A 21125-nucleotide genomic window follows, 5' to 3' on the forward strand; every position below is an offset into this window, starting at 1 on the left:
TTGACACATGGGTATTACTGAGCATTGATTCTGTTTATCGTGTTCCGTAGACCACAATTGTTTTTCCATGCGCAGAAATCAGGTTTTGGTCTTCCAGCATTTTTAAAATGCGGCCAACAGTTTCACGGGAACATCCAACGATCTGGCCGATTTCCTGACGAGTAATTTTAATTTGCATACCATCAGGATGCGTCATTGCGTCAGGTTGTTTGGCTAAACTTAATAGTGTTTGCGCAATACGGCCGGTTACGTCTAAGAAAGCTAAGTTACCTACTTTCTCCGACGTGGTTTGCAGACGACTTGCCATTTGTGCTGATAAGCGCATCAAAATATCAGGATTAACCTGAATTAATTGACGGAACTTTTTATACGAAATTTCAGCAACTTCACAAGCACTTTTGGCGCGTACCCATGCTGAGCGCTCCTGCCCTTCTTCAAATAATCCAAGCTCACCGATGAAATCTCCCTGATTTAAATAGGAGAGGATCATCTCTTTGCCTTCTTCATCTTTAATTAAAACAGCCACAGAACCTTTTACAATATAATAAAGTGTTTCTGCTTTCTCACCTTGATGGATCAGCGTGCTCTTGGATGGATATTTATGAATATGGCAGTGTGACAAAAACCATTCAAGAGTCGGGTCTGTTTGTGGCTTGCCGAGAATCATTCGCGTTATCCTCTGTATGTTATTGCAGCTAACTCGATAAATATAATTTTATTGAGTGGGTTAGCTTAAAGTCAGTAGCTTAACATATTAATAAGCCCGATGAGGCAAGTTAATATTAATCGTATAATATATTTAACTATACTGTTAGGTATTGATCTTACCCCGTTTTAGCAGTTTATATTTTTAACATATTAATTACTGGAAGTCTTGCTTGTCTCGTTTCAGCTTAATAAATCAGTAATCAGATTGCCAGCGATTATATGAAAGGGTAGTCTTTTAGTTAATATAAAATCAGTTTATATGGCGGAGTATTATCATGGAAGCAAGAGTTAAGTGGGTTGAAGGTCTTTCTTTTTTAGGAGAGTCAGCATCAGGCCATCAATTAATGATGGATGGTAATTCTGGCGATAAAGCGCCTAGTCCAATGGAAATGGTTTTAATGGCGGTTGGCGGATGTAGCGCGATTGATGTGATATCTATTTTACAAAAGGGACGCAATGAAGTGACTGATTGTGAAGTTAAATTAACTTCTGAGCGTCGTGAAGAAATACCACGTTATTTTACTTATATTAATCTTCACTTTATTGTTTCCGGTAATGACTTAAACGATAAAATGGTTGAACGAGCGGTAAAACTTTCTGCTGATAAATATTGTTCAGTTTCTATGATGTTAGAAAAAGCGGTAAAAGTAACTCACAGTTTTGAAATTAGAAATCTAAAATAAATTTTATTTTTACTAAACTTTTTTAAAGTTTGATGCCCATCACAATAAATTATCAACAATAAACTGTTTTTAATAAAAGAGGGCATCAATTTAATTATTATTTCTTACCACGTATTAATTTTTCGACTAATGGGGTCATTATTAATTCCATTGCTAAGCTTAATTTACCGCCTGGAACAACAATAGTGTTCATTGCTGATATAAAAGATCCGTTGATCATCGATAATAAGTATGGAAAATCAATATGTGATAAGCCATTAAAGCGGATTACAATAAAACTTTCATCCTGTGACGGAATGGCTTGGGCTTCAAATGGATTGGAGGTATCGACTGTCGGAACCCGCTGAAAGTTGATATGAGTGCGAGAAAATTGGGGAGTAATGAAATTAATATAATCACCCATTGAGCGCACCACTGAATCCATCACTGCTTCTCGAGAATGACCTCGTTCGGTCGTGTCACGAATTAATTTCTGAATCCATTCCAAGTTAACAATTGGTACGACCCCAACTAATAGATCAACGTGCTGTGCTACATTATGCTCCGGCGTTACAATGCCGCCATGTAGGCCTTCGTAAAAAAGAATATCCGTATTGTCGGGCAATGGTTCCCATGGCGTGAAAATTCCCGGCTGTAAGCCATAAGGAACGGCTTCATCGTAGGTATGTAGATATTTTCGACTGCGGCCAGTACCCGTTTTAGCATAATCAACTAAGGTTTGTTCCAGTAACGAAAAATCATTAGCTTCAGGGCCAAAATAGCTGATATGGCGGCCTTGCTCACGGGCTTTGCGGATGGCCATATCCATTTCAGGTCGCGTATAATGGTGAAAACTATCACCTTCAATTGAAGCTGCGCTGATATTTAATTGATTGAATATTTTACGGAAAGCAACGCTAGTTGAGGTTGTACCAGCACCACTTGAACCAGTTACGGCAATAATTGGATGTTTTTGCGACATTAATGGAGACTCCCTGTTACGCTTCCACAGGTTGCTCTATCGGTAAAATCGGTGATTAGACAGTGACAGAGTGCTGTGAATAATTACGGGCGAAATTGATCTTTCGGCATAAAATTAACCGATTCATGCAATTCTGACCAGACTAACACAATTTCTCCTGCGGCTAACTGCCGTTTTACATCATTCACTTTCTGTTCGAGCGATTTTTCTTGTGCGCCATAATCAGTACCTTCGCGCAAAACAAAACTTTCTATCAAACTTTCTAGCGTATCAGCTGCGATATCTTGCCATGGAATAATCATAATTATTTTTTGTCCAAATAAGGAGATAACCATTGTGGAATGCGCTGTTCTAACCACATTTCTGGGCGCTTGAATGTACCGCTAACAAATCCCACATGCCCACCATGTTCAGTCATTTGATATTCAATGTTATCAGGTAATAACGCTAAATTAGGTACCACTTCTGGTGCCATAAAAGGATCGTCTTTAGCATGAATAATTAATGTTGGTTTGGTGATTTGTGGTAGCCGAGGAAGGGCGCTACAACGGCGATAATAATCATCGGCATCGCAAAAACCATGAATTTTAGCGGTGATCACATCATCAAACTCTCTGATTTTTTTTAATTTCTTTAATTGAATTAAATTAAGCGGCAATGATCCCGGATAACGGACTAATTTGCGTGTTGCATTACGTTTAAGCCCATTTAGTAAATAGCGTTGATAAAAGCGTGAAACGCCTTTTTCCATTCGCAGGGAACAGGCTTCCAGCATTAATGGTGCAGAAACAACGACGGCAGCATCTAATTCGGCCTGATTACCTGTTTCTGCTAAATAGCACGCGAGCATATTACCCCCGAGTGAATACCCGACAGCCGCAGTTGGCGCTTTACCAAAAGTTTTGGTCAGCCAATGTAAAAAATAGCGCGCATCGCTAGTCTCTCCAGAGTGATAAATCCGTTGTTGGCGATTTGGCTCTCCACTGCAGCCACGAAAATGCATGATCACCCCCAGCCAGCCATGTTTTTGAGCTGTTTCTAGCATACCGTGTGCATAAGGGCTGTTAAAACTGCCCTCGAGTCCATGGAAAATGACTAAGCGCGGTTTGTTAATTGCATCAACAGGCGGTTCACTCCATGCGAGATCGATAAAATCGCTATCCGGAAGTTCAAGGCGTTGCCAAACGGGCTTAATGTTTGGCGTCCGTCTAAAAATTCGGGGTAAAAGTGTCTGTAAATGTGGGTTTTTAGCCCAGTTTATCGGGCGAAAATTCTCTGGCATAACATTTTTAATTTAAATTATTAGCGCTCTTGTGAGGCGGATAACATACTGTTATTTTTAAATCATGCAAGCATTGTTTCCCATAGCGTACTTAAGAAAGGGGCAAACACTGTTGATGATATCCGGTTCGCTGATGCTTGATCCGGCCTATTTATTACGCATTTTGCAATGTCATTTATTGCTTTAATAATAGCGGACAGATGACCGCTATTATCGCGCGCGGTGATAAGCCGCGAAGCTATAATAGCAAATATACCCGCATCTTGAGGTATGTCCGGTATATGCACAATAGAATAAGGATTATACATGACTGTCGGGCTAATTTTTTCTCTGTTTACGTTTTTATTTATTGCTGCAATTACACCGGGACCGAATAACGTATTATTAACCTCATCCGCGGCTAATTATGGTTTTCGCCGAACCTTAATGTTACTCGTGGGTATTATGTTAGGAATGCAATCTATTCTGTATTTATCGGCTTTTGGCGTTGCGGCTTTATTATTGATTTATCCCGCACTGCATTTATTGATGAAAATTGCAGGCAGTGTTTATTTACTGTGGTTAGCGTGGAAAACAGCCAGTGCAAATTATGCTCCAGTGAAAACAGAATCAAATCTATCGCGACCTGTGACTTGGTATCAGGGCGGATTATTGCAGTTTTTAAATCCCAAAGCATGGTTGATGGGATTAGGTGCAGTGGGCAGTTATAGCTTAGCAGGCGATCAATTTTTTTCATCGATTGTGGTCATGAGCATTGCGATGATCAGTGTAAATTTGGTGGCAGGGTTAATTTGGATGGCAAGTGGGGCATTAATTGGCCGTTTTCTTCGAGGCCGCCAAGCATGGTTTATTTTCAATATTATGATGGGATTATTTACTGCGCTGTGTGTACCATTAATTTGGCTAGAATAGTGACGGTGATAGAGAAGGAACCTTATTTATTGTTCCTTCTCTGTTATCACGATATTAGGTTAAATCGGTATTTTTACTGCCAAAGAAATACGTGAAAATAAAGCCACATAAATACGCGATTAATAACCCGATGACATACACGCTCATTGCGGCAAAAACACCACTGGCTGAGGTCATCAATGGAATAGCGACTAAGCCTGATGGACCAAATACGGTATTTAGTCCCATCGGTAGCCCCATCCAAGCAACAAGGCCAATAAAGAATCCCCCTGCTGCACCGCCAAGACAAGCGGTAATAAACGGTTTAACACGCGGTAATGTGACGCCATAAATCAGTGGTTCAGCAATACCTAAGAAACCAGGAATAATTGCCCCGCGAATTTGGTTACGCAGCAACGAATCTTTTTTGGCTTTGACGTATAGAGCGATAGCCGCTCCGACTTGTCCACCGCCAGCCATGGCTAAAATTGGGAACAGTGAGTTAAAGCCTTGAGCATCAACTAAAGCCAGATATACCGGAATAAATCCTTGATGTACACCAAACATAACGGCAATTAAGAATAACCCAGCCAGTATCGCGGTGCCAAACGGGTTACTGTTGAGATGCATAAATAACCATGACATTCCACTGAATAACCAACTACCGATAGGCATAATTGCAACATAGGTTACTGCCCCGACAATCAATAGAGTGAGCGTGGAGGTTAAAATCATGTCGAGATTGCCCGGGATAATTTTTCTGACCTGTTTTTCTACCCATGCTCCGAAAATACAGGCAATTAAAATCCCGATAATATTGCCGCGAGGGTCTATCTCTAAACCAAAAAAGGTGCTCATGCCGGAGAATACGCCACTGGCGATTTCCGGGTTATAGCCCAGCATAAAGATTGAGGCAATAATGGCACCGTTAACGCCACTGCCACCAAAAGCTTTTTGTGCGTTGTAACCGATTAAAATTCCTAGGAAACTAAATAATCCTTTGGCAAAAATCGACATATAGAGGATCAAATGCACAAGATGGCCATGAGCCGCAGGGTCGTCGGGTAATCCCTGAGGGTAAACACTTTGCTTGATAAGGGTGGCGATACCTAATAATAATCCTGCGGCGATAAAACCAGGGATCAGTGGTGTAAAAATAGTCGCAAATTTTGATAAGAAACGGTGAACTGCGGTGGTTTGTTTCTGTTTTAGTTGCTGTTTATTGGTTGAAGCTAAAGAGTTTAGATCCTGATTTTGTTCGGTTATTGGCGCATCATCTTGCGAAGCTGTTTCCAATAGTTGATTCATCATTTCAGCCGCGGTTTGAGCTTTTCCTGGGCCTAAGACAATTTGTAATTGTTGGTCGCTTTCAATCACGCCAAGCACGCCGTCAACTTGCTTAATTGCTGCTTTATCAACATAGTGTTCATTTTGTAGCGTCAAGCGCAGGCGAGTCATACAGTTACCGCACTGCTTGACGTTATTTGTGCCGCCTATTGCTTGTAAGATCTGCAATAACATTTCATTGGTTATTTTCGCCATGATATTCCTCACCGCGGATGATTGTCGAATTTTACTGTTGGTCTGCGCTGAGCGCTGAGCGAATAAAACCGTGATTATCGGACAGTAAATGTTTCGCTTGTTGTGCATTTAGCCCGGTGAGGATCATGACAATCGCAGTTTTACAGTGGCGTTCACATTGTTGTAAGGCCTGTTCTGCGGTTTCACGATCGCACTCGGTTGCTTCCATAACAATGCGCGTTTGGCGTTCGATCAGCTTGGCATTGGTGGCTTCAACATCGACCATTAAATTACCGAACACTTTGCCCATTTTGATCATGGCACCCGTAGTTATCATATTGAGAACTAATTTTTGTCCGGTGCCTGCTTTCATGCGTGATGAGCCAGTAACAACTTCAGGTCCGACGATAATCGTGAGTGGAATATCGGCTTGTTGTGCCATTGGACTATCCGGATTACAGCTGATAGCGGCAACGGTTGCTCCCACTGAGCGAGCATAGTCCATTGCGCCTAGAACATAAGGTGTGCGCCCACTTGCAGCGATACCAACTAAAATATCGCGTTGATTAAACCCAATCTTTTCTAAGTCAGCTTGACCCAGCTCGCGGTTATCTTCGGCATTTTCTACAGCACGTAAGATTGCTTGGTGGCCGCCTGCAATGAGACCAATAACTTGTTCATGTGGTGTACCGAAAGTTGGCGGGCATTCACTAGCGTCCAAAATTCCTAAGCGGCCAGATGTGCCTGCACCACTGTAGATTAGTCGTCCGCCTTGGTGAAAAGCCTCTGCAACTTTATCAACCAGTTGGGCGATGTTCGGCAGAATACACTCTACCGCGAGTGGCACTTTTTTATCTTCTTGATTAATCACTTTCAGCATATCCAGCGTTGAAAGTTGATCAATATTCTCACTGGCCGGATTACGACTTTCTGTCACCATTTTGCTCAGATCGATTGCCATTTGTTGCTCCTAATGCGTAATATTGCGGCGATAGTAAGGAATTATTTATTCTTTTAGTGTGACAATAATCACAACCTTATCTATTCCTTATCGTGAATAATAAGGAATAATTGCACGATGAATGTATACCAAATGTAGGTTATTTTTTTGATAAATAAGATTTTTAATTAATTAATACCTATTTTAACTGTGGAATAATTTAGTATTTATTTTTAATTGAGGTTATTCATGTCAATTTTGACAGAAATTATTTGGCGCTTACCCCAGTTAGCCGATAATCAGCAAAAAATTGCTGAATATATTATTAACTGCCCTGAAAAAGTTATCGAATTGTCTTCGCTACAATTAGCTGAGCAGATGAATGTTAGCCAATCGGCGATTATTAAATTCAGCCAAAAGATGGGCCTAAAAGGTTTTCCGGCTTTAAAATTAGCGATTAGCGAAGAGCTTGGGCGTAAACAGGCGGTGTTTGATCATCCTCAGGGGGCGCTACATAACCATATTACTAGTGATGATTCGTTGATGGTGATGGCACAAAAGTTGGCGCAGGAAAAAAATTATTCGATTACCGAAACGACCCAGCGAATTTCTTTTAGTCTGTTTGAAAAGATTGTGAGTAAAATTAATGTGGCGCATCGAGTACAAATTGTTGGAATTGGTGGCTCTGGGCTAACAGCCAAAGATTTAGGTTATAAATTACAAAAAATTGGAATTACCACCTTGGTTGAGGCGGATCACCATGTGCAAATTGCAGCGGCTTTAACCCTGAATACGCAGGATGTACAAATTGTTATTTCATTTACTGGGCGTAGAAAAGATATGTGCGCTGCGGCATCGGTGGCCAAAAAACAGGGAGCGACCATTATTGCGATTACACAAAATAAGCAGTCACCTTTGGCGAAAATCGCTGATTACGTTCTAGAAAGTGTGGCTGAAGAAAATGAGTGGCGTAGCTCATCGATATCCTCGCGTACGGCACAAAATACGTTAACCGATTTATTGTTTATGGCGTTATTGCGGCGGCGAGAAGAACTGGCTAAGAATTTGGTAATGAATGCACGATTAACTATCAACAGCCTTGATGACTAGAACATTGATATGAATAACTAGCAAGAGATTAATTTAATTGGTATCGATTAGGATGAATTTTCGATTAAAAGTACCATCCCTAGATAAGCTCATAGGGATGGTTCGATTATGTGTAAAATGAACGCGGAATATTAAATTGACGTCTCGTTTAATTGATTAGTCATTGATTCCAGCTGTTCTTGAAGCTCCATCCATTCCATTTCAACGTCGTCTAGAGCAGATTTTATTTCTGTCTGCTGCTTCAAACACTCAGTTAACAAGGTTTTATTGCCGGCTTCATAAATTGAGCTATCGGCCAGTTTAGCCTCACATTCTGTCAATTGCTGAGTATATTTTTCCATCTGCTTTTCCAGCGATGTCAGTTTTTTTCTGATAGGTTGAGTCTGCTGACGAAATTCAGCTTCGCGTCTTTTTTGCTCTTTTCTATCTTGAGCCGTAACGGTTGCTGTGGTGGCGACTTTATCTTTGTCTTGTTCATCACGGGCTTGTTGTTGTTCTAATTTATTCTGTTCGGCCAGCCATTGCTGGTAATCCTCCAGATCGCCATCAAACGGTTCTACCATGCCGCCATGCACTAGATACAGTTCATCCGTGGTTGAACGCAATAAATGTCTATCATGCGAGACCACCACTAACGCGCCATCAAAATTAATTAATGCCTCGGTTAATGCTTGGCGCATATCCAGATCAAGATGGTTAGTTGGCTCATCGAGCAATAATAAATTCGGGCGTTGCCAAACCAGTAAAGCTAAGACTAAACGAGCTTTCTCTCCGCCAGAAAAACGTCCACTGGCATCATTGATAAGATCGCCCTGAAAGCCAAATCCGCCAAGATAATCTCGTAATTTTTGCTCAGTTTCTTGGGGGGCAATCCGAGCCAAATGTTGCAGAGGCGATTCATCGGCCCGTAAAAATTCTAATTGATGCTGAGCGAAGTAACCGAGCTTAATTCCTTTAGCTAGCGAAATAACCCCATGAAGAGGTTGTAGATCGCCCGCCAGTAATTTAATTAAGGTAGATTTACCGGCACCATTTCGCCCCAGCAGTCCAATCCGTGAACCCGGCACTAAATTCAGTTTAATTGAATTAAGAATGGTTTTATCACCGTATCCTGCGCTGACTTTTTCCATTTTAAGTAAGGGATTAGGCAGGCTTTCGGGCTTACGGAATGAAAAATGGAACGGATTATCAACATGAGCTGGTGATACCATTTCCATTTTTTCTAACATTTTGATCCGGCTCTGCGCTTGCTTGGCCTTAGTCGCCTGTGCACGGAAGCGGTCAATATAATGTTGCAAATGCGCCGCTCGAACTTGTTGGCTCTCAAACAGCGCCTGTTGCTGAGCTAATTTGGTTGCTCGTTGACGCTCAAATGAGGAATAATTTCCGGTATATTCAAACATCGATTCTTGTTCAATATGCAGGACTTTATCGATAATTGGGTCTAAAAAGTCTCTATCATGTGAGATCAGGATCAGCGTTCCCGGGTAACTCTTCAGCCATTTTTCTAACCAAATAACCGCATCTAAATCTAAGTGGTTAGTTGGTTCGTCCAATAACAGTAAATCAGAGCGACATAATAAAGCTTGGGCGAGGTTAAGGCGCATACGCCAGCCTCCCGAGAATGCTTTTACCGGTTCTAATAATTGGTTTTGTGAAAAGCCTAGCCCATGTAATAAGCTCGAAGCACGGGAGCGAACCGTCCATGCATCAATAGCATCTAACTGTCCGTGTAGAACCGCGATAGCATGGCCATCATTGCGTTCATTGGCTTCACGTAAATTTTGTTCTAACTGACGATATTCTCTATCTCCATCAATAACATATTCAATGGCAGGAACATCTAATGCTGGCGTTTCTTGGTTAACCCAAGCTAGCGCCCATGAGCTAGGATAGCTGAATGTGCCTGCTTCAGCTTGAAGTTCACCCTTTAATAAGGCGAGCAGTGTTGATTTTCCACAACCATTTTTACCCACTAGTCCTACTTTTTGACCAGGGTTAATCGTGGCAGATGCATTATCCAGTAGGACACGCACGCCACGGCGAATTTGTAATGAAGAGAAGACAATCATAGGAGCCGTTTATTTAGATATATGTTAAATTACATACTCATCATACTTCAAATTGCAGACGTATTGTAACCGTTGAAACCACTTTCTGATATCGATAATGACTAAGTTATTCAATAACTAACCTATAAATGAATTACGATATTTCGGTTTGTAGCTTTCCCGCACTTTGAACTATTCAAGGTATAGGGTTTAAAAATCACCCACCGTTTTGCTGGCAGCATGGTAACGGAAATTCGCCCGTCTGACACGCCTTTGAGGAAGCAAAAATGTCACAACCACCAAAAGTTTTAATATTATACGCCCATCCAGAGCCTTATCATTCGGTAGCTAACCGTACTTTATTAGCTGCAATTAGTGATCTTGAGCATGTCACTATTCATGATCTTTATGGCGCGTATCCAGATAATTTTATTGATGTGACTCGAGAGCAACAGCGGCTTTGTGAACATCAATTTATTGTTTTTCAGCACCCTTTGTACACCTATAGCTGCCCTTCATTATTAAAAGAGTGGTTTGACCGCGTTCTTACTCGGCGTTTTGCGGCAGATATTGGCGAACAAAGACTAAAGGGTAAATATTGGCGTTCGGTGATAACCACCGGTGAACCTAAGGAAGCTTATCAGCCCGATGGTTATAATCGCTTTGCTATCAATGAATTACTGCGTCCGTTTGAATTAACGGCAGCTATGTGTGAAATGCAGTGGCTAGAACCGATTGTTATTTATGCTGCGCGTCAACAATCAAAAGAGGGCTTTGATGGCTACTGCGATGCGTATCGGCGCTGGCTACAACACCCCCTCGATGCAGGAGGTGTGTCCTAATGGGAGAATTAAATTTAGTCGACTCAATTATTATTTTTTTATGTGCTGGGGTCATCATGGTTCCCATCGCCCAGAAAATTCGTCTGGGTGCTGTTCTTGGTTATTTATTGGCCGGGATTTTGATTGGTCCTTTTGTACTAGGTTTTATCCATAACGTTGACGATATTCTGCATTTTTCTGAGTTAGGTGTAGTTTTCTTGATGTTTTTGATTGGATTAGAACTCAAGCCAGCCAAGTTATGGGCTTTACGACATTCTATTTTTGGCGTTGGGGCTGGGCAGGTTATCATTACTGCCAGCATCATGAGCGGATTATTGATATTAGCGGATTTTTCTTGGCAGTCGGCAATTGTTGGTGGTTTAGGTATGGCAATGTCATCCACGGCGATGGCATTGCAATTGATGGATGAAAAAGGGATGTCCGATAAAGAAAGTGGGCAGCTCGGTTTCTCCGTTCTGTTATTTCAAGATATGGCGGTGATCCCTATCTTGGCTGTAATCCCGTTATTAGCCGGTGAAACAGGTTCTAGCGATTGGTATCGAATCGGGCTGAAAGTTGTCGCATTTGGTGGATTATGGTTTGTTGGGCGCTATTTATTACGTCCACTGTTTAGATTAGCGGCTAAATCTGGCGTGCATGAAATTTTTACCGCAGCTTCTCTGTTGGTCGTGTTGGGATCTGCAATGGTTATGGAAAGTCTTGGTTTTTCTATGGCGTTAGGTACTTTTATCGCAGGTGTGATGTTAGCGGATACCGAATTCCGTCATGAGTTAGAAATCACGATTGAACCGTTTAAAGGGCTGCTGCTCGGGTTATTTTTTATCTCAGTAGGGATGTCACTTAATTTAAGTGTATTGTGGCAGTATTTACCACAAGTCTTACTGGGCGTAGTGATTTTAGTTGCGGTTAAGGCTCTGGTACTGTACGCCCTTGGCATGATGGCTCAATTACGCAGTGGAGCTCGTTTGCAGTTCTCTGGAGTGCTCAGCCAAGGGGGCGAATTTGCTTTCGTCGTATTTTCTGCCGCGTTTGGTAGCCAAGTAATTAGTGGTCAGCAAATGGATCTGTTGCTCGTGGTGGTGACTATTTCGATGATGACGACGCCACTTGTGATGCAGCTGATAGATGCGATTCTCAATCGCCGATATAATCGACAAAGCACATCAGATGAACAACCGTATGTTGAAGATAATAATCCGAATGTTATTTTAGTCGGTTTTGGCCGTATGGGGCAGGTTATCGGTCGCTTATTGATGGCGAATAAAGTCAAAATCACGGTATTGGAGCAAGATGTTTCTGCGATAACCACTATGCGTCGTTATGGCTATCGCGTCTATTATGGTGATGCACGGGATTTACAATTACTGCGTGCTGCGGGTGCTGAAAATGCTAAGTCTATCGTAATAACCAGTGATGTCCCTGAAGAAGTGATCGAAATTGTTGAGCTTTGTCAGGTACATTTCCCTCATTTGCATATTATTGCACGAGCTAAAGGCCGGGTTGAGGCACATGAATTATTGCAGCGTGGGGTGACTGATTTTAGCCGTGAAACATTTTCTAGCGCATTAGAGCTGGGCAGCAAAGCGTTAGTTAGTACAGGAATGCATCCACATCAAGCTTATCGTGCTAAGCAACATTTCCGCCGTTTGGACATGCAGGGACTGCGCGAAATTATTCCTGAAAGTGAAGGTGAAGTGAATCGTGTGTCACGGATTAAAGAGGCGCGAAGAGAGCTCAATGAATTGTTTGAGAAAGAGCTAAAAAGAGAACGCCGACAACCTCAGGGTTGGAATGAAGACAAATAAAAGGTCATGAATTGATGCCTACAATACGTAAACGGTTTATTGCCGGGGCCGTGTGCCCACAATGCAAATTACAAGATACCTTGATGATGTGGCGTGAAAATAAGGTTGATGTCGTTGAATGTGTTGAGTGTGGACATCAACAACGTCAAGCTGATGAAGCACAATCCGGAAAGATAAAAAAATCTGAGCAAATTATTGGATTGTTTACACCGGAATAATGCATATTTTTGTCAATTCTCAATACAGATGTTTTGTTTTCCGGTACAATCTTGGAAATTTTTCGCCCCACGGGTATGTAGGAGATGTCATGAAAGTAGCAAAAGACTTGGTAGTTAGCTTGGCTTATCAAGTAAGAACAGAAGACGGTGTGTTAGTTGATGAGTCGCCGGCAAATGCGCCACTCGACTATTTACATGGCCGTGGTTCTTTGATCTCAGGTTTAGAGAAAGCATTAGAAGGCCGTGAAGCGGGCGAACGTTTCGACGTTGAAGTTGCTTCTGATGATGCATATGGCCAGTATGATGACAATCTGGTTCAACGTGTACCTAAAGATGTATTCATGGGCGTTGAAGAACTTGAAGTCGGTATGCGCTTTTTAGCTGATACTGATATGGGCCCAGTTCCTGTTGAAATCACAGGCGTTGAAGGCGATGAAGTTATCGTTGATGGTAACCATATGCTGGCAGGCCAAAACTTAAAATTCAACGTTGAAATCATGGCTATCCGTGAAGCAACTGAAGAAGAATTGGCTCACGGTCATGCACACGGTGCAAACGGCCATGATCATGGTCACGACCATGACAACGAAGGTGGTTGCTGTGGTGGTGGTCATCACGAGCATGAAGAAAGTGGCTGCTGCGGCGGCGAAGGTAAAGGCCAAGGCCACGGCGGTTGTGGTTGCCACTAATTTACCTGCCATAGCTAAGTTTTTGCTTTAAATTATTATGGCGAACGATTCATTTGTATCGTTATATGCTGATTTATAAGTAATAAGCTCAGTTATTAATTAAAGGCCTAAACATATGTTCAGGCCTTTAATTTATTTGCGCCAAGCAATAACTTTCATCAATTTGGCATCATATTATTTTCTGTTGCGATACCTTCCGGCAGATTAATAATGCGGAGGTGGGGTTTCTTCTTCTGGGCGTGCAAGGTTCGATGCTTGTGAGGCTTTCAGTCGTTCAGTCACTAAGCGTAAATGTTCTTGCATCCGGCCTAATGTTAACTGTTGTTCGGTCACTATCTGATTAAGCTCCTCAATCGTGATTTCTTGGAACGCAACTTTACTTTCGAGCTCTTCTAATCGTTGTTCATATTGCTGTAAATCCATTGTTTTCCCCTTTTAAAATACTTTCTGCATAATTTCCGCATAAATTTGCGGCTATTTTAACTAAACATTACAAATCAACAGATAAGTTTTATTTAAAAGCATAGGCGTTGAAACCTCTTTTTGTTACTGTTGTCCAATTGATGATTTTAACATTAGCCATTAACTCATTTATTTAACGTGTAAATTGCACCGATAAAAGTGCAAACCGCACAGAGAGTTATTTTTTACTATGCTAGAGTATTGTGGCGAATATGCTTGTTATCAATTGAGTTACCGTAAAATGAGTAATACGTGACATTAGCAATAAATCAGCCATTGCATTATTTTGCACTTTTGGCATTGAGCCGCAGAGTTGCTGGTTAGCTTAGCAGAATGTTATGGTATCTCGGATAATTAAAGGCATAGCAGACAATATAAATATTGGAGATTAGGATGAAATCACTGTTTAAAGCCACCCTGTTGGCAACAACCTTAGCAATGACACTGGGTGCTCCTCAGGTTATGGCTGCTGAAACTAAAGCAGATGTCCAAGGAACGGCTGTATTTAAAAATTCCGCAGAGCGTAACGCTTATGCATTGGGCGCATCATTAGGCCGCTACATGGAAAATTCGTTGAATGAACAACAATCCATTGGCATTAATCTGGATAAAGCTCAATTGCTGGCAGGTGTTCAGGATGCTTTCAATAATAAAAGCAAAATGAGCGATGAAGAAGTCGAAAAAACATTACGTGAATTTGAAGGCCAAGTAAAAGCAGCCGCTGAGAAGAAAATCAGTGAAGAATCTACTGCTAACGCTAAAAAAGGCGATGAATATCGTGCGAAATACGCCAAAGAGAAAGGCGTAGAAAAAACTAAAAGTGGTCTGCTGTATAAAATCGAAAAAGAGGGCAATGGCGCTAAACCTACAGATAAAGATACCGTGGTTGTTCACTATAAAGGATCTTTGATTGACGGCACTGAGTTTGATAGCTCTTACGCACGAAAAGAACCGCTAACTATTCCTTTAAATTCAGTAATTAAAGGCTGGACTGAAGGTATGCAGCATCTGAAAAAAGGTGGCAAAATGCAGTTAGTTATTCCACCTGAATTAGCTTATGGTGAAGCCGGTGTGCCTGGTATTCCCGCTAATTCAACGCTGATTTTTGATGTTGAATTATTAGATATTAAACCTGCCGGTAAATAATCAGTTGGTGGTTGAATCAGCGAGAGTTTAGTCAATTCTGTATTTACGCTGATCACTGATTGAATCGAGGCCACTAAAAATTAACCGAGCTTTTGAGCTCGGTTTTTTGCTATTGAGTTTACGTAGCCAGCTTTAGATAAATAGTTTTTACATTCCCGTTATTTTAAAATTAAGATAGCACAAACTTTAATCAAATTAATAGTATAGTAACGACATAGTAACCACATAGTAACCAGACCAGCAACCTAGTTAGAAATAAATATCTTGCCAATATCCAAACTAATTAATTATTGATCAGGAATAATTATTCTTAAGTAAAAGGCGAAAAATTTGTTATTTTATTTAAAGTTTGTGATAAAACAGACTCTCTTGCGAGCAACTGCTTGACGTCGGCGCAGGGGAGTTTTAACGTCACAGGTAACTATTTTTAGCGCTTATCATCACTCACGACTATTGTTCATGGTTAAATAGACGCCATCCCCAAGTCATTTAATGGTAGAAGTAAAAAGTGCCTAGCCGAAACTATCAGAATTTAAAATATGAGTTAATTCAGATAAATAAATATCGCTAACACCTTTGCCATTGGAAAAATAACGGGAAATAATGGCTTTAGAATAATTAAGCAACTCGATAATAGCCTTGATGATACTTTTTACACTTGAAGGATGGTGTATTGAATGTCAAATTCATTATTAAGCAGTGACCACCACGATATTAATTTACTTGATAATCAGCCTTTTACTGAGACTGACCGCGATATACTTAAATCTTATGAAGCGGCGGTTGATGGTTTAGCTATGCTAATTGGCGCGCACTGTGAAATTGTTCTTCACTCTTTAGAAGACCTTAATTATTCAGCTGTTCGTATTGCTAATGGACAGCATACGGGCCGCAAAATCGGTTCACCGATTACCGATCTGGCATTGCGTACATTGCATGATATGGCCGATGATAAATCTAGCGTATCAAAAGCGTATTTCACCAAGGCTAAAAGTGGTGATTTAATGAAATCGATGACTATCGCTATTCGTAATCGTCAGCAGCGAGTTATTGGTTTGCTCTGTATTAATATGAATCTGGATGTGCCGTTCTCTGAGATTATCAAAACATTTATTCCTGAAGAGACACATGAAATAAACTCTGATGTGAACTTTGCTTCATCGGTGGATGATCTCGTTGCACAGACGTTAGAATATACTATTGAAGAAGTAAATCTCGATCGTTCTGTATCAAATAATGCCAAAAATAAACAAGTGGTATTAAATCTGTACGAAAAAGGTATTTTTGATATTAAAGATGCGATTAACCAAGTTGCAGATAGACTAAATATCTCTAAACATACGGTGTATTTATATATTCGCCAATTCAAGAGTGACGAATGAGTAACCCAGCAATACTGAATTATTGTTTAATTGTAACGGGGCCGGCTTATGGCACTCAACAGGCATCGAGCGCTTACCAATTTGCACAGGCATTGCTTGCTGAAGGCCATCAGTTAAAAACAATCTTTTTTTATCAAGATGGCGTCTATAATGCCAATCGATTGACATCGCCCGCCAGTGACGAATTTAATTTGGTCGCTGCATGGCAGCAATTTTCTGCCCTTGCGGGGTGTGAATTACATATTTGTGTTGCTGCCGCTTTGCGCCGTGGGATTATTAATCATGAACAAGCTGCTGAATTAGGCGAATCCGCATATAATTTGGCTGATAAATTTATTATGAGCGGTTTAGGGACGTTAGCAGAAGCGATGCTAACATGCGACCGTGTTATTCGTTTTTGAGGTTTAGGGTGAAAAAAATAGCTTTTGTTTTTACAACCATGCCTCATGGGCAATCACATGGACGTGAAGGCTTAGATGCACTGTTAGCGACATCTGCATTAACGGATAATATCGCTGTTTTCTTTCTTTCTGATGGTGTTTGCCAGCTCCTAAAACATCAGCAGCCCGCCCTGATACACAGCCGTGATTATATTTCGACTTTTAAGATATTGCCTTTGTACGATATTGAACAATGTTATATTTGCCATGAAGATTTGGTGGCGAGAGGCTTATCCTCAGAGAATGAATTAATTATTGATGCTGAAATTATATCTGCTGAGCAGATAGGTCAAAAATTAGCTCAGTTTGATGTTGTGCTTAAATTTTGATCTGACTTGTAGTAGGATCACATCTATGCTTTATACAATCGCATCGTCACCTTTTAATTGTGATTTTGCCGCAATAGTTAGTTTGCTGACGCCAGAGGATGAAGTCTTACTGATTCAGGATGGGGTATTAGCGGCAACTAATGCAGGATATTATCTGGCAATGTTACAAGAAAAAGGCGTCAATATATTTGCATTAAAAGATGATGTAGAGGCTAGAGGGTTACAAACAGTACTATCTATCGACGTTCCTCAGCTCACATATCAACAGTTTGTTCTGCTTACGGTGAAACATTCTCAGCATTTTGCATGGTAATTGCAGCAAAAGCTGTATATTTCTTGACACCTGAGCCCGTCGGCAATAAAATTTCGCGTCCTCGTGTATTGTCATCTTGGCAAACGAGGCCAAAATCCGTGTTTACGAAGCAAAAAAAACCAGGAGCTTTTTTAATAATGGCAACTATTAATCAGCTGGTTCGCAAATCCCGTAGTTCGAAAGTTGCAAAAAGCAACGTTCCAGCTCTGGAAGCGTGCCCGCAAAAACGTGGTGTATGTACTCGCGTATATACTACTACACCAAAAAAACCAAACTCAGCACTGCGTAAAGTATGTCGTGTTCGTTTAACTAATGGTTACGAAGTTTCTTCTTACATCGGTGGTGAAGGCCACAACTTGCAAGAGCACTCCGTAATTCTGATCCGTGGTGGTCGTGTTAAAGACTTACCAGGTGTGCGTTATCACACCGTTCGCGGCGCACTCGACTGTTCAGGTGTTAAAGACCGCAGACAAGGTCGTTCTAAATACGGCGCTAAAAGACCTAAGGCTTAATGGATTCCGTTAAGTAAGGCCAAACATTTTTAATTTCAATGTCATAATAAACTCGTAGAGTTTTGGACAAACCTGAATTAACAACGGAGTATTTCCATGCCACGTCGTCGTGTAATTGGTCAACGTAAAATTCTTCCAGATCCTAAGTTCGGATCAGAATTACTGGCTAAATTTGTAAATATCCTGATGGTAGACGGTAAAAAATCTACTGCAGAAGCTATCGTGTATAACGCGCTTGAGACCCTGGCTCAGCGTTCTGGTAAAACTGAACTTGATGCATTCGAACTTGCACTTGATAACGTGCGTCCGACTGTGGAAGTTAAATCTCGCCGTGTAGGTGGGTCTACTTACCAAGTACCAGTTGAAGTTCGTCCGGTTCGTCGTAATGCTCTGGCAATGCGTTGGATCGTTGAAGCTGCTCGTAAACGCGGTGATAAGTCAATGGCTCTGCGCCTGGCAAACGAATTATCGGATGCAGCTGAAAACAAAGGCACTGCTGTTAAGAAACGTGAAGACGTTCACCGTATGGCAGATGCTAACAAGGCGTTCGCACACTACCGTTGGTAATCCCTTCGATAGTTATATTTCTCAGGGTAGCAATTTGCTACCCTTCATAAGAATCGAACGTCCACGAGAGAGGAAAAAATGGCTCGTCAAACACCCATTTCACGTTACCGTAATATCGGTATCAGTGCACATATCGACGCCGGTAAAACCACTACTACAGAACGTATCCTGTTCTATACTGGTGTAAACCATAAAATCGGTGAGACTCATGAAGGTTCTGCAACTATGGACTGGATGGAGCAGGAGCAAGAACGTGGTATTACTATCACTTCAGCTGCAACTACTGCATTCTGGTCAGGTATGGCAAAACAGTTTGAGCCACATCGCATAAACATCATCGACACCCCAGGACACGTTGACTTCACAATCGAAGTAGAACGTTCTATGCGTGTTCTTGATGGTGCAGTAATGGTTTACTGTGCGGTTGGTGGTGTTCAGCCACAGTCTGAAACCGTATGGCGTCAGGCTAACAAATATAAAGTACCACGTATCGCGTTCGTAAATAAAATGGACCGTATGGGTGCTAACTTCTTGAAAGTTGTTGAGCAGCTTAAAACTCGCTTAGCAGCTAACCCAGTTCCACTCCAATTAGCTATTGGCGCTGAAGAGTCATTCACAGGTGTTGTTGACCTGGTTAAAATGAAAGCTATTCAGTGGAGTGAAGAAGATCAGGGCGTTACTTTTGTCTACGAAGATATTCCTGCAGAACTGCAAGAATTAGCAGATAAATGGCACAGCAACTTGGTTGAATCTGCAGCAGAAGCATCAGAAGAACTGATGGAAAAATATCTGGGCGGTGAAGACCTGACTGAAGCTGAAATTAAAGAAGGCTTACGTCAACGCGTTCTGAACAACGAAATCATCCTGGTTACCTGTGGTTCTGCATTTAAGAACAAAGGTGTTCAGGCGATGCTGGATGCTGTTGTTGAATACTTACCATCTCCTATCGAAGTACCGGCAATTAAAGGTATTTTAGACGACGGTAAAGATACTCCAGCAGAACGTCATCCTAGCGATGAAGAACCATTTGCATCACTTGCGTTTAAAATCGCAACTGACCCATTTGTTGGTAACTTAACATTCTTCCGTGTTTATTCTGGTGTGGTTAACTCCGGTGATACCGTATTCAACCCAGTTAAATCTAAGAAAGAACGTTTCGGTCGTATCGTTCAGATGCATGCTAACAAACGTGAAGAGATTAAAGAAGTTCGCGCTGGTGACATCGCGGCGGCTATCGGTCTGAAAGACGTAACTACAGGTGATACTCTTTGTGCTGTTGATGCACCAATCATCTTAGAACGTATGGAATTCCCAGAGCCAGTAATCTCTGTAGCAATTGAACCAAAAACTAAAGCTGACCAAGAAAAAATGGGTATCGCATTGGGCCGTTTGGCGCAAGAAGATCCATCTTTCCGTGTGTCAACTGACGAAGAAACTGGACAAACCATCATCGCAGGTATGGGTGAACTTCACCTGGATGTATTGGTTGACCGTATGCGTCGTGAGTTTAAAGTTGAAGCTAACGTTGGTAAACCTCAGGTTGCATACCGTGAAGCTATCCGCGACACTGTTAAAGATGTTGAAGGTAAGCACGCGAAACAGTCTGGTGGTCGCGGTCAGTACGGTCATGTTGTTATCGACATGTATCCACTGGAAGCTGGTACGAACGAGAAAGGCTACGAATTCGTTAACGAAATCAAAGGCGGTGTAATTCCTGGTGAATACATCCCTGCAGTTGACAAGGGTATCCAAGAGCAGCTTAAATCAGGTCCATTAGCTGGTTATCCAGTAGTAGACTTAGGTGTTCGTTTGCACTTCGGTTCTTACCATGATGTTGACTCCTCTGAGTTGGCGTTTAAATTGGCTGCATCACTTGCGTTCAAGGAAGGCTTCAAACGAGCTCGTCCAGTACTGCTTGAGCCAGTCATGAAAGTTGAGGTGGAAACACCAGAAGACTACATGGGTGATGTAATTGGTGACTTGAACCGTCGTCGCGGTATGATTGAAGGTATGGATGATATCCCTACTGGTAAAATCGTTCGCGCACAAGTACCATTGTCTGAAATGTTTGGTTATGCAACTGACCTGCGTTCACAGACCCAAGGCCGTGCTTCTTACTCTATGGAGTTCTTGAAGTACAACGAAGCGCCAAACAACGTAGCTCAAGCTGTTATTGAAGCGCGTAATGCTAGATAATCGATTTTTATCGGTTTAACTATTTAATTTGGTTCCTTCTTCATAGTGAAGAGGGAACTCTATAAGGAATAGAGTCG

23 protein-coding genes are annotated in these 21125 nt (G+C 41.5%); 15 read left to right on the forward strand and 8 right to left on the reverse strand.

The window, feature by feature from the left end; all coding sequences use genetic code 11:
- Nucleotides 1-34: 34 nt before the first annotated feature.
- Nucleotides 35-667 (reverse strand): cAMP-activated global transcriptional regulator CRP, encoded by a 633-nt coding sequence (crp, locus tag M992_RS04000; protein ID WP_047255332.1) that lies wholly within the window; start codon nt 665-667, stop codon nt 35-37.
- Nucleotides 668-983: 316 nt separating this feature from the next.
- Between crp and M992_RS04005 the strand changes: the two genes are divergently transcribed.
- Entirely contained in the window at nt 984-1391 is a 408-nt protein-coding gene (locus M992_RS04005; protein ID WP_053907410.1) for an OsmC family protein, read from the forward strand.
- A gap of 97 nt (nt 1392-1488) precedes the next feature.
- On the opposite strand, the gene M992_RS04010 is transcribed toward M992_RS04005, so the two are convergent.
- The 3 genes from M992_RS04010 to M992_RS04020 all read right to left on the reverse strand — a co-directional run bounded on the left by M992_RS04010 (nt 1489) and on the right by M992_RS04020 (nt 3634).
- A complete protein-coding gene (locus tag M992_RS04010; protein WP_053907411.1) occupies nt 1489-2352 on the reverse strand; it encodes a phosphoribulokinase in 864 nt (287 codons plus the stop codon).
- Between the two features lie 83 nt (nt 2353-2435).
- Entirely contained in the window at nt 2436-2654 is a 219-nt protein-coding gene (locus tag M992_RS04015; protein ID WP_047255329.1) for a YheU family protein, read from the reverse strand.
- Nucleotides 2655-2656: 2 nt separating this feature from the next.
- Entirely contained in the window at nt 2657-3634 is a 978-nt protein-coding gene (locus M992_RS04020; RefSeq protein ID WP_053907412.1) for a hydrolase, read from the reverse strand.
- A gap of 306 nt (nt 3635-3940) precedes the next feature.
- On the opposite strand from M992_RS04020, the gene M992_RS04030 reads away from it, so the two are divergent.
- Entirely contained in the window at nt 3941-4546 is a 606-nt protein-coding gene (locus M992_RS04030) for a LysE family translocator (RefSeq protein ID WP_053907414.1), read from the forward strand.
- A gap of 54 nt (nt 4547-4600) precedes the next feature.
- Here M992_RS04030 and murP read toward each other — a convergent pair whose 3' ends face one another.
- Both murP and murQ read right to left on the reverse strand, forming a co-directional pair.
- Nucleotides 4601-6067, reverse strand: a complete 1467-nt coding sequence (gene murP / locus M992_RS04035) for a PTS N-acetylmuramic acid transporter subunit IIBC (protein ID WP_053907415.1) — start codon at nt 6065-6067, stop codon at nt 4601-4603.
- Nucleotides 6068-6098: 31 nt separating this feature from the next.
- A complete protein-coding gene (murQ, locus tag M992_RS04040) occupies nt 6099-7007 on the reverse strand; it encodes an N-acetylmuramic acid 6-phosphate etherase (RefSeq protein WP_047255324.1) in 909 nt (302 codons plus the stop codon).
- 228 nt (nt 7008-7235) lie between these two features.
- On the opposite strand from murQ, the gene M992_RS04045 reads away from it, so the two are divergent.
- Nucleotides 7236-8096 carry a MurR/RpiR family transcriptional regulator gene (locus M992_RS04045; protein WP_053907416.1) on the forward strand — a complete coding sequence of 287 codons (861 nt, stop codon included), beginning with the start codon at nt 7236-7238 and terminating at the stop codon, nt 8094-8096.
- A 131-nt stretch (nt 8097-8227) separates the two neighbouring features.
- Here the strand turns inward: M992_RS04045 and M992_RS04050 are convergent, their stop codons facing one another.
- Nucleotides 8228-10168, reverse strand: coding sequence for an ABC transporter ATP-binding protein (locus M992_RS04050; RefSeq protein ID WP_053907417.1), 1941 nt, complete (start codon nt 10166-10168; stop codon nt 8228-8230).
- Nucleotides 10169-10434: 266 nt separating this feature from the next.
- On the opposite strand from M992_RS04050, the gene kefG reads away from it, so the two are divergent.
- The 4 genes from kefG to slyD all read left to right on the forward strand — a co-directional run bounded on the left by kefG (nt 10435) and on the right by slyD (nt 13701).
- The gene (gene kefG, locus M992_RS04055; RefSeq protein ID WP_047255321.1) at nt 10435-10989 is read left to right on the forward strand and encodes a glutathione-regulated potassium-efflux system ancillary protein KefG; all 555 of its coding nucleotides are present in this window, start codon (nt 10435-10437) and stop codon (nt 10987-10989) included.
- Nucleotides 10989-12794: a glutathione-regulated potassium-efflux system protein KefB gene (gene kefB, locus M992_RS04060; RefSeq protein WP_047255320.1), complete on the forward strand. Its 1806-nt coding sequence runs from the start codon at nt 10989-10991 to the stop codon at nt 12792-12794. Before kefG ends, kefB begins: the two co-directional genes overlap by 1 nt.
- Before the next feature lie 14 nt (nt 12795-12808).
- The gene (locus tag M992_RS04065; protein WP_047255319.1) at nt 12809-13012 is read left to right on the forward strand and encodes a YheV family putative zinc ribbon protein; all 204 of its coding nucleotides are present in this window, start codon (nt 12809-12811) and stop codon (nt 13010-13012) included.
- A gap of 89 nt (nt 13013-13101) precedes the next feature.
- Complete coding sequence (gene slyD / locus M992_RS04070) at nt 13102-13701, forward strand: peptidylprolyl isomerase (protein ID WP_053907418.1); 600 nt, start codon at nt 13102-13104, stop codon at nt 13699-13701.
- Nucleotides 13702-13905: 204 nt separating this feature from the next.
- On the opposite strand, the gene M992_RS04075 is transcribed toward slyD, so the two are convergent.
- A complete protein-coding gene (locus M992_RS04075; protein ID WP_047255317.1) occupies nt 13906-14124 on the reverse strand; it encodes a SlyX family protein in 219 nt (72 codons plus the stop codon).
- A 432-nt stretch (nt 14125-14556) separates the two neighbouring features.
- Between M992_RS04075 and fkpA the strand changes: the two genes are divergently transcribed.
- The 8 genes from fkpA to fusA all read left to right on the forward strand — a co-directional run bounded on the left by fkpA (nt 14557) and on the right by fusA (nt 21048).
- Nucleotides 14557-15309 carry an FKBP-type peptidyl-prolyl cis-trans isomerase gene (gene fkpA / locus M992_RS04080; RefSeq protein ID WP_053907419.1) on the forward strand — a complete coding sequence of 251 codons (753 nt, stop codon included), beginning with the start codon at nt 14557-14559 and terminating at the stop codon, nt 15307-15309.
- A 677-nt stretch (nt 15310-15986) separates the two neighbouring features.
- Nucleotides 15987-16691 carry a helix-turn-helix transcriptional regulator gene (locus M992_RS04085; protein WP_047255315.1) on the forward strand — a complete coding sequence of 235 codons (705 nt, stop codon included), beginning with the start codon at nt 15987-15989 and terminating at the stop codon, nt 16689-16691.
- Between the two features lie 14 nt (nt 16692-16705).
- Nucleotides 16706-17092, forward strand: a complete 387-nt coding sequence (gene tusD, locus M992_RS04090) for a sulfurtransferase complex subunit TusD (protein ID WP_248842486.1) — start codon at nt 16706-16708, stop codon at nt 17090-17092.
- Nucleotides 17093-17100: 8 nt separating this feature from the next.
- Nucleotides 17101-17460: a sulfurtransferase complex subunit TusC gene (tusC, locus tag M992_RS04095; protein ID WP_053907421.1), complete on the forward strand. Its 360-nt coding sequence runs from the start codon at nt 17101-17103 to the stop codon at nt 17458-17460.
- A gap of 25 nt (nt 17461-17485) precedes the next feature.
- On the forward strand, nt 17486-17773 hold the full coding sequence (tusB, locus tag M992_RS04100; RefSeq protein ID WP_053907422.1) for a sulfurtransferase complex subunit TusB: 288 nt from the start codon (nt 17486-17488) through the stop codon (nt 17771-17773).
- 137 nt (nt 17774-17910) lie between these two features.
- Nucleotides 17911-18285: a 30S ribosomal protein S12 gene (rpsL, locus tag M992_RS04105; RefSeq protein WP_047255311.1), complete on the forward strand. Its 375-nt coding sequence runs from the start codon at nt 17911-17913 to the stop codon at nt 18283-18285.
- Nucleotides 18286-18381: 96 nt separating this feature from the next.
- Nucleotides 18382-18852 carry a 30S ribosomal protein S7 gene (gene rpsG, locus M992_RS04110; RefSeq protein ID WP_053907423.1) on the forward strand — a complete coding sequence of 157 codons (471 nt, stop codon included), beginning with the start codon at nt 18382-18384 and terminating at the stop codon, nt 18850-18852.
- Between the two features lie 78 nt (nt 18853-18930).
- Nucleotides 18931-21048, forward strand: a complete 2118-nt coding sequence (gene fusA / locus M992_RS04115) for an elongation factor G (protein ID WP_053907424.1) — start codon at nt 18931-18933, stop codon at nt 21046-21048.
- The last annotated feature ends 77 nt before the right edge of the window (nt 21049-21125 follow it).

It is taken from the genome of Moellerella wisconsensis ATCC 35017 (genome assembly GCF_001294465.1).
Lineage (GTDB): Bacteria > Pseudomonadota > Gammaproteobacteria > Enterobacterales > Enterobacteriaceae > Moellerella > Moellerella wisconsensis.

What these genes read in the sequence shown, in the direction of transcription:
- M992_RS04005 (WP_053907410.1), top strand. Translation starts at nt 984, where the DNA reads ATGGAAGCAAGAGTTAAGTGGGTTGAAGGTCTTTCTTTTTTAGGAGAG.
- M992_RS04010 (WP_053907411.1), bottom strand. Translation starts at nt 2,352, where the DNA reads ATGTCGCAAAAACATCCAATTATTGCCGTAACTGGTTCAAGTGGTGCT.
- fusA (WP_053907424.1), top strand. Translation starts at nt 18,931, where the DNA reads ATGGCTCGTCAAACACCCATTTCACGTTACCGTAATATCGGTATCAGT.
- kefG (WP_047255321.1), top strand. Translation starts at nt 10,435, where the DNA reads ATGTCACAACCACCAAAAGTTTTAATATTATACGCCCATCCAGAGCCT.
- crp (WP_047255332.1), bottom strand. Translation starts at nt 667, where the DNA reads ATGATTCTCGGCAAGCCACAAACAGACCCGACTCTTGAATGGTTTTTG.
- M992_RS04045 (WP_053907416.1), top strand. Translation starts at nt 7,236, where the DNA reads ATGTCAATTTTGACAGAAATTATTTGGCGCTTACCCCAGTTAGCCGAT.
- tusB (WP_053907422.1), top strand. Translation starts at nt 17,486, where the DNA reads ATGCTTTATACAATCGCATCGTCACCTTTTAATTGTGATTTTGCCGCA.
- murQ (WP_047255324.1), bottom strand. Translation starts at nt 7,007, where the DNA reads ATGGCAATCGATCTGAGCAAAATGGTGACAGAAAGTCGTAATCCGGCC.
- M992_RS04015 (WP_047255329.1), bottom strand. Translation starts at nt 2,654, where the DNA reads ATGATTATTCCATGGCAAGATATCGCAGCTGATACGCTAGAAAGTTTG.
- M992_RS04050 (WP_053907417.1), bottom strand. Translation starts at nt 10,168, where the DNA reads ATGATTGTCTTCTCTTCATTACAAATTCGCCGTGGCGTGCGTGTCCTA.
- slyD (WP_053907418.1), top strand. Translation starts at nt 13,102, where the DNA reads ATGAAAGTAGCAAAAGACTTGGTAGTTAGCTTGGCTTATCAAGTAAGA.
- M992_RS04030 (WP_053907414.1), top strand. Translation starts at nt 3,941, where the DNA reads ATGACTGTCGGGCTAATTTTTTCTCTGTTTACGTTTTTATTTATTGCT.
- rpsG (WP_053907423.1), top strand. Translation starts at nt 18,382, where the DNA reads ATGCCACGTCGTCGTGTAATTGGTCAACGTAAAATTCTTCCAGATCCT.
- fkpA (WP_053907419.1), top strand. Translation starts at nt 14,557, where the DNA reads ATGAAATCACTGTTTAAAGCCACCCTGTTGGCAACAACCTTAGCAATG.
- kefB (WP_047255320.1), top strand. Translation starts at nt 10,989, where the DNA reads ATGGGAGAATTAAATTTAGTCGACTCAATTATTATTTTTTTATGTGCT.
- M992_RS04085 (WP_047255315.1), top strand. Translation starts at nt 15,987, where the DNA reads ATGTCAAATTCATTATTAAGCAGTGACCACCACGATATTAATTTACTT.
- M992_RS04075 (WP_047255317.1), bottom strand. Translation starts at nt 14,124, where the DNA reads ATGGATTTACAGCAATATGAACAACGATTAGAAGAGCTCGAAAGTAAA.
- rpsL (WP_047255311.1), top strand. Translation starts at nt 17,911, where the DNA reads ATGGCAACTATTAATCAGCTGGTTCGCAAATCCCGTAGTTCGAAAGTT.
- M992_RS04020 (WP_053907412.1), bottom strand. Translation starts at nt 3,634, where the DNA reads ATGCCAGAGAATTTTCGCCCGATAAACTGGGCTAAAAACCCACATTTA.
- murP (WP_053907415.1), bottom strand. Translation starts at nt 6,067, where the DNA reads ATGGCGAAAATAACCAATGAAATGTTATTGCAGATCTTACAAGCAATA.
- M992_RS04065 (WP_047255319.1), top strand. Translation starts at nt 12,809, where the DNA reads ATGCCTACAATACGTAAACGGTTTATTGCCGGGGCCGTGTGCCCACAA.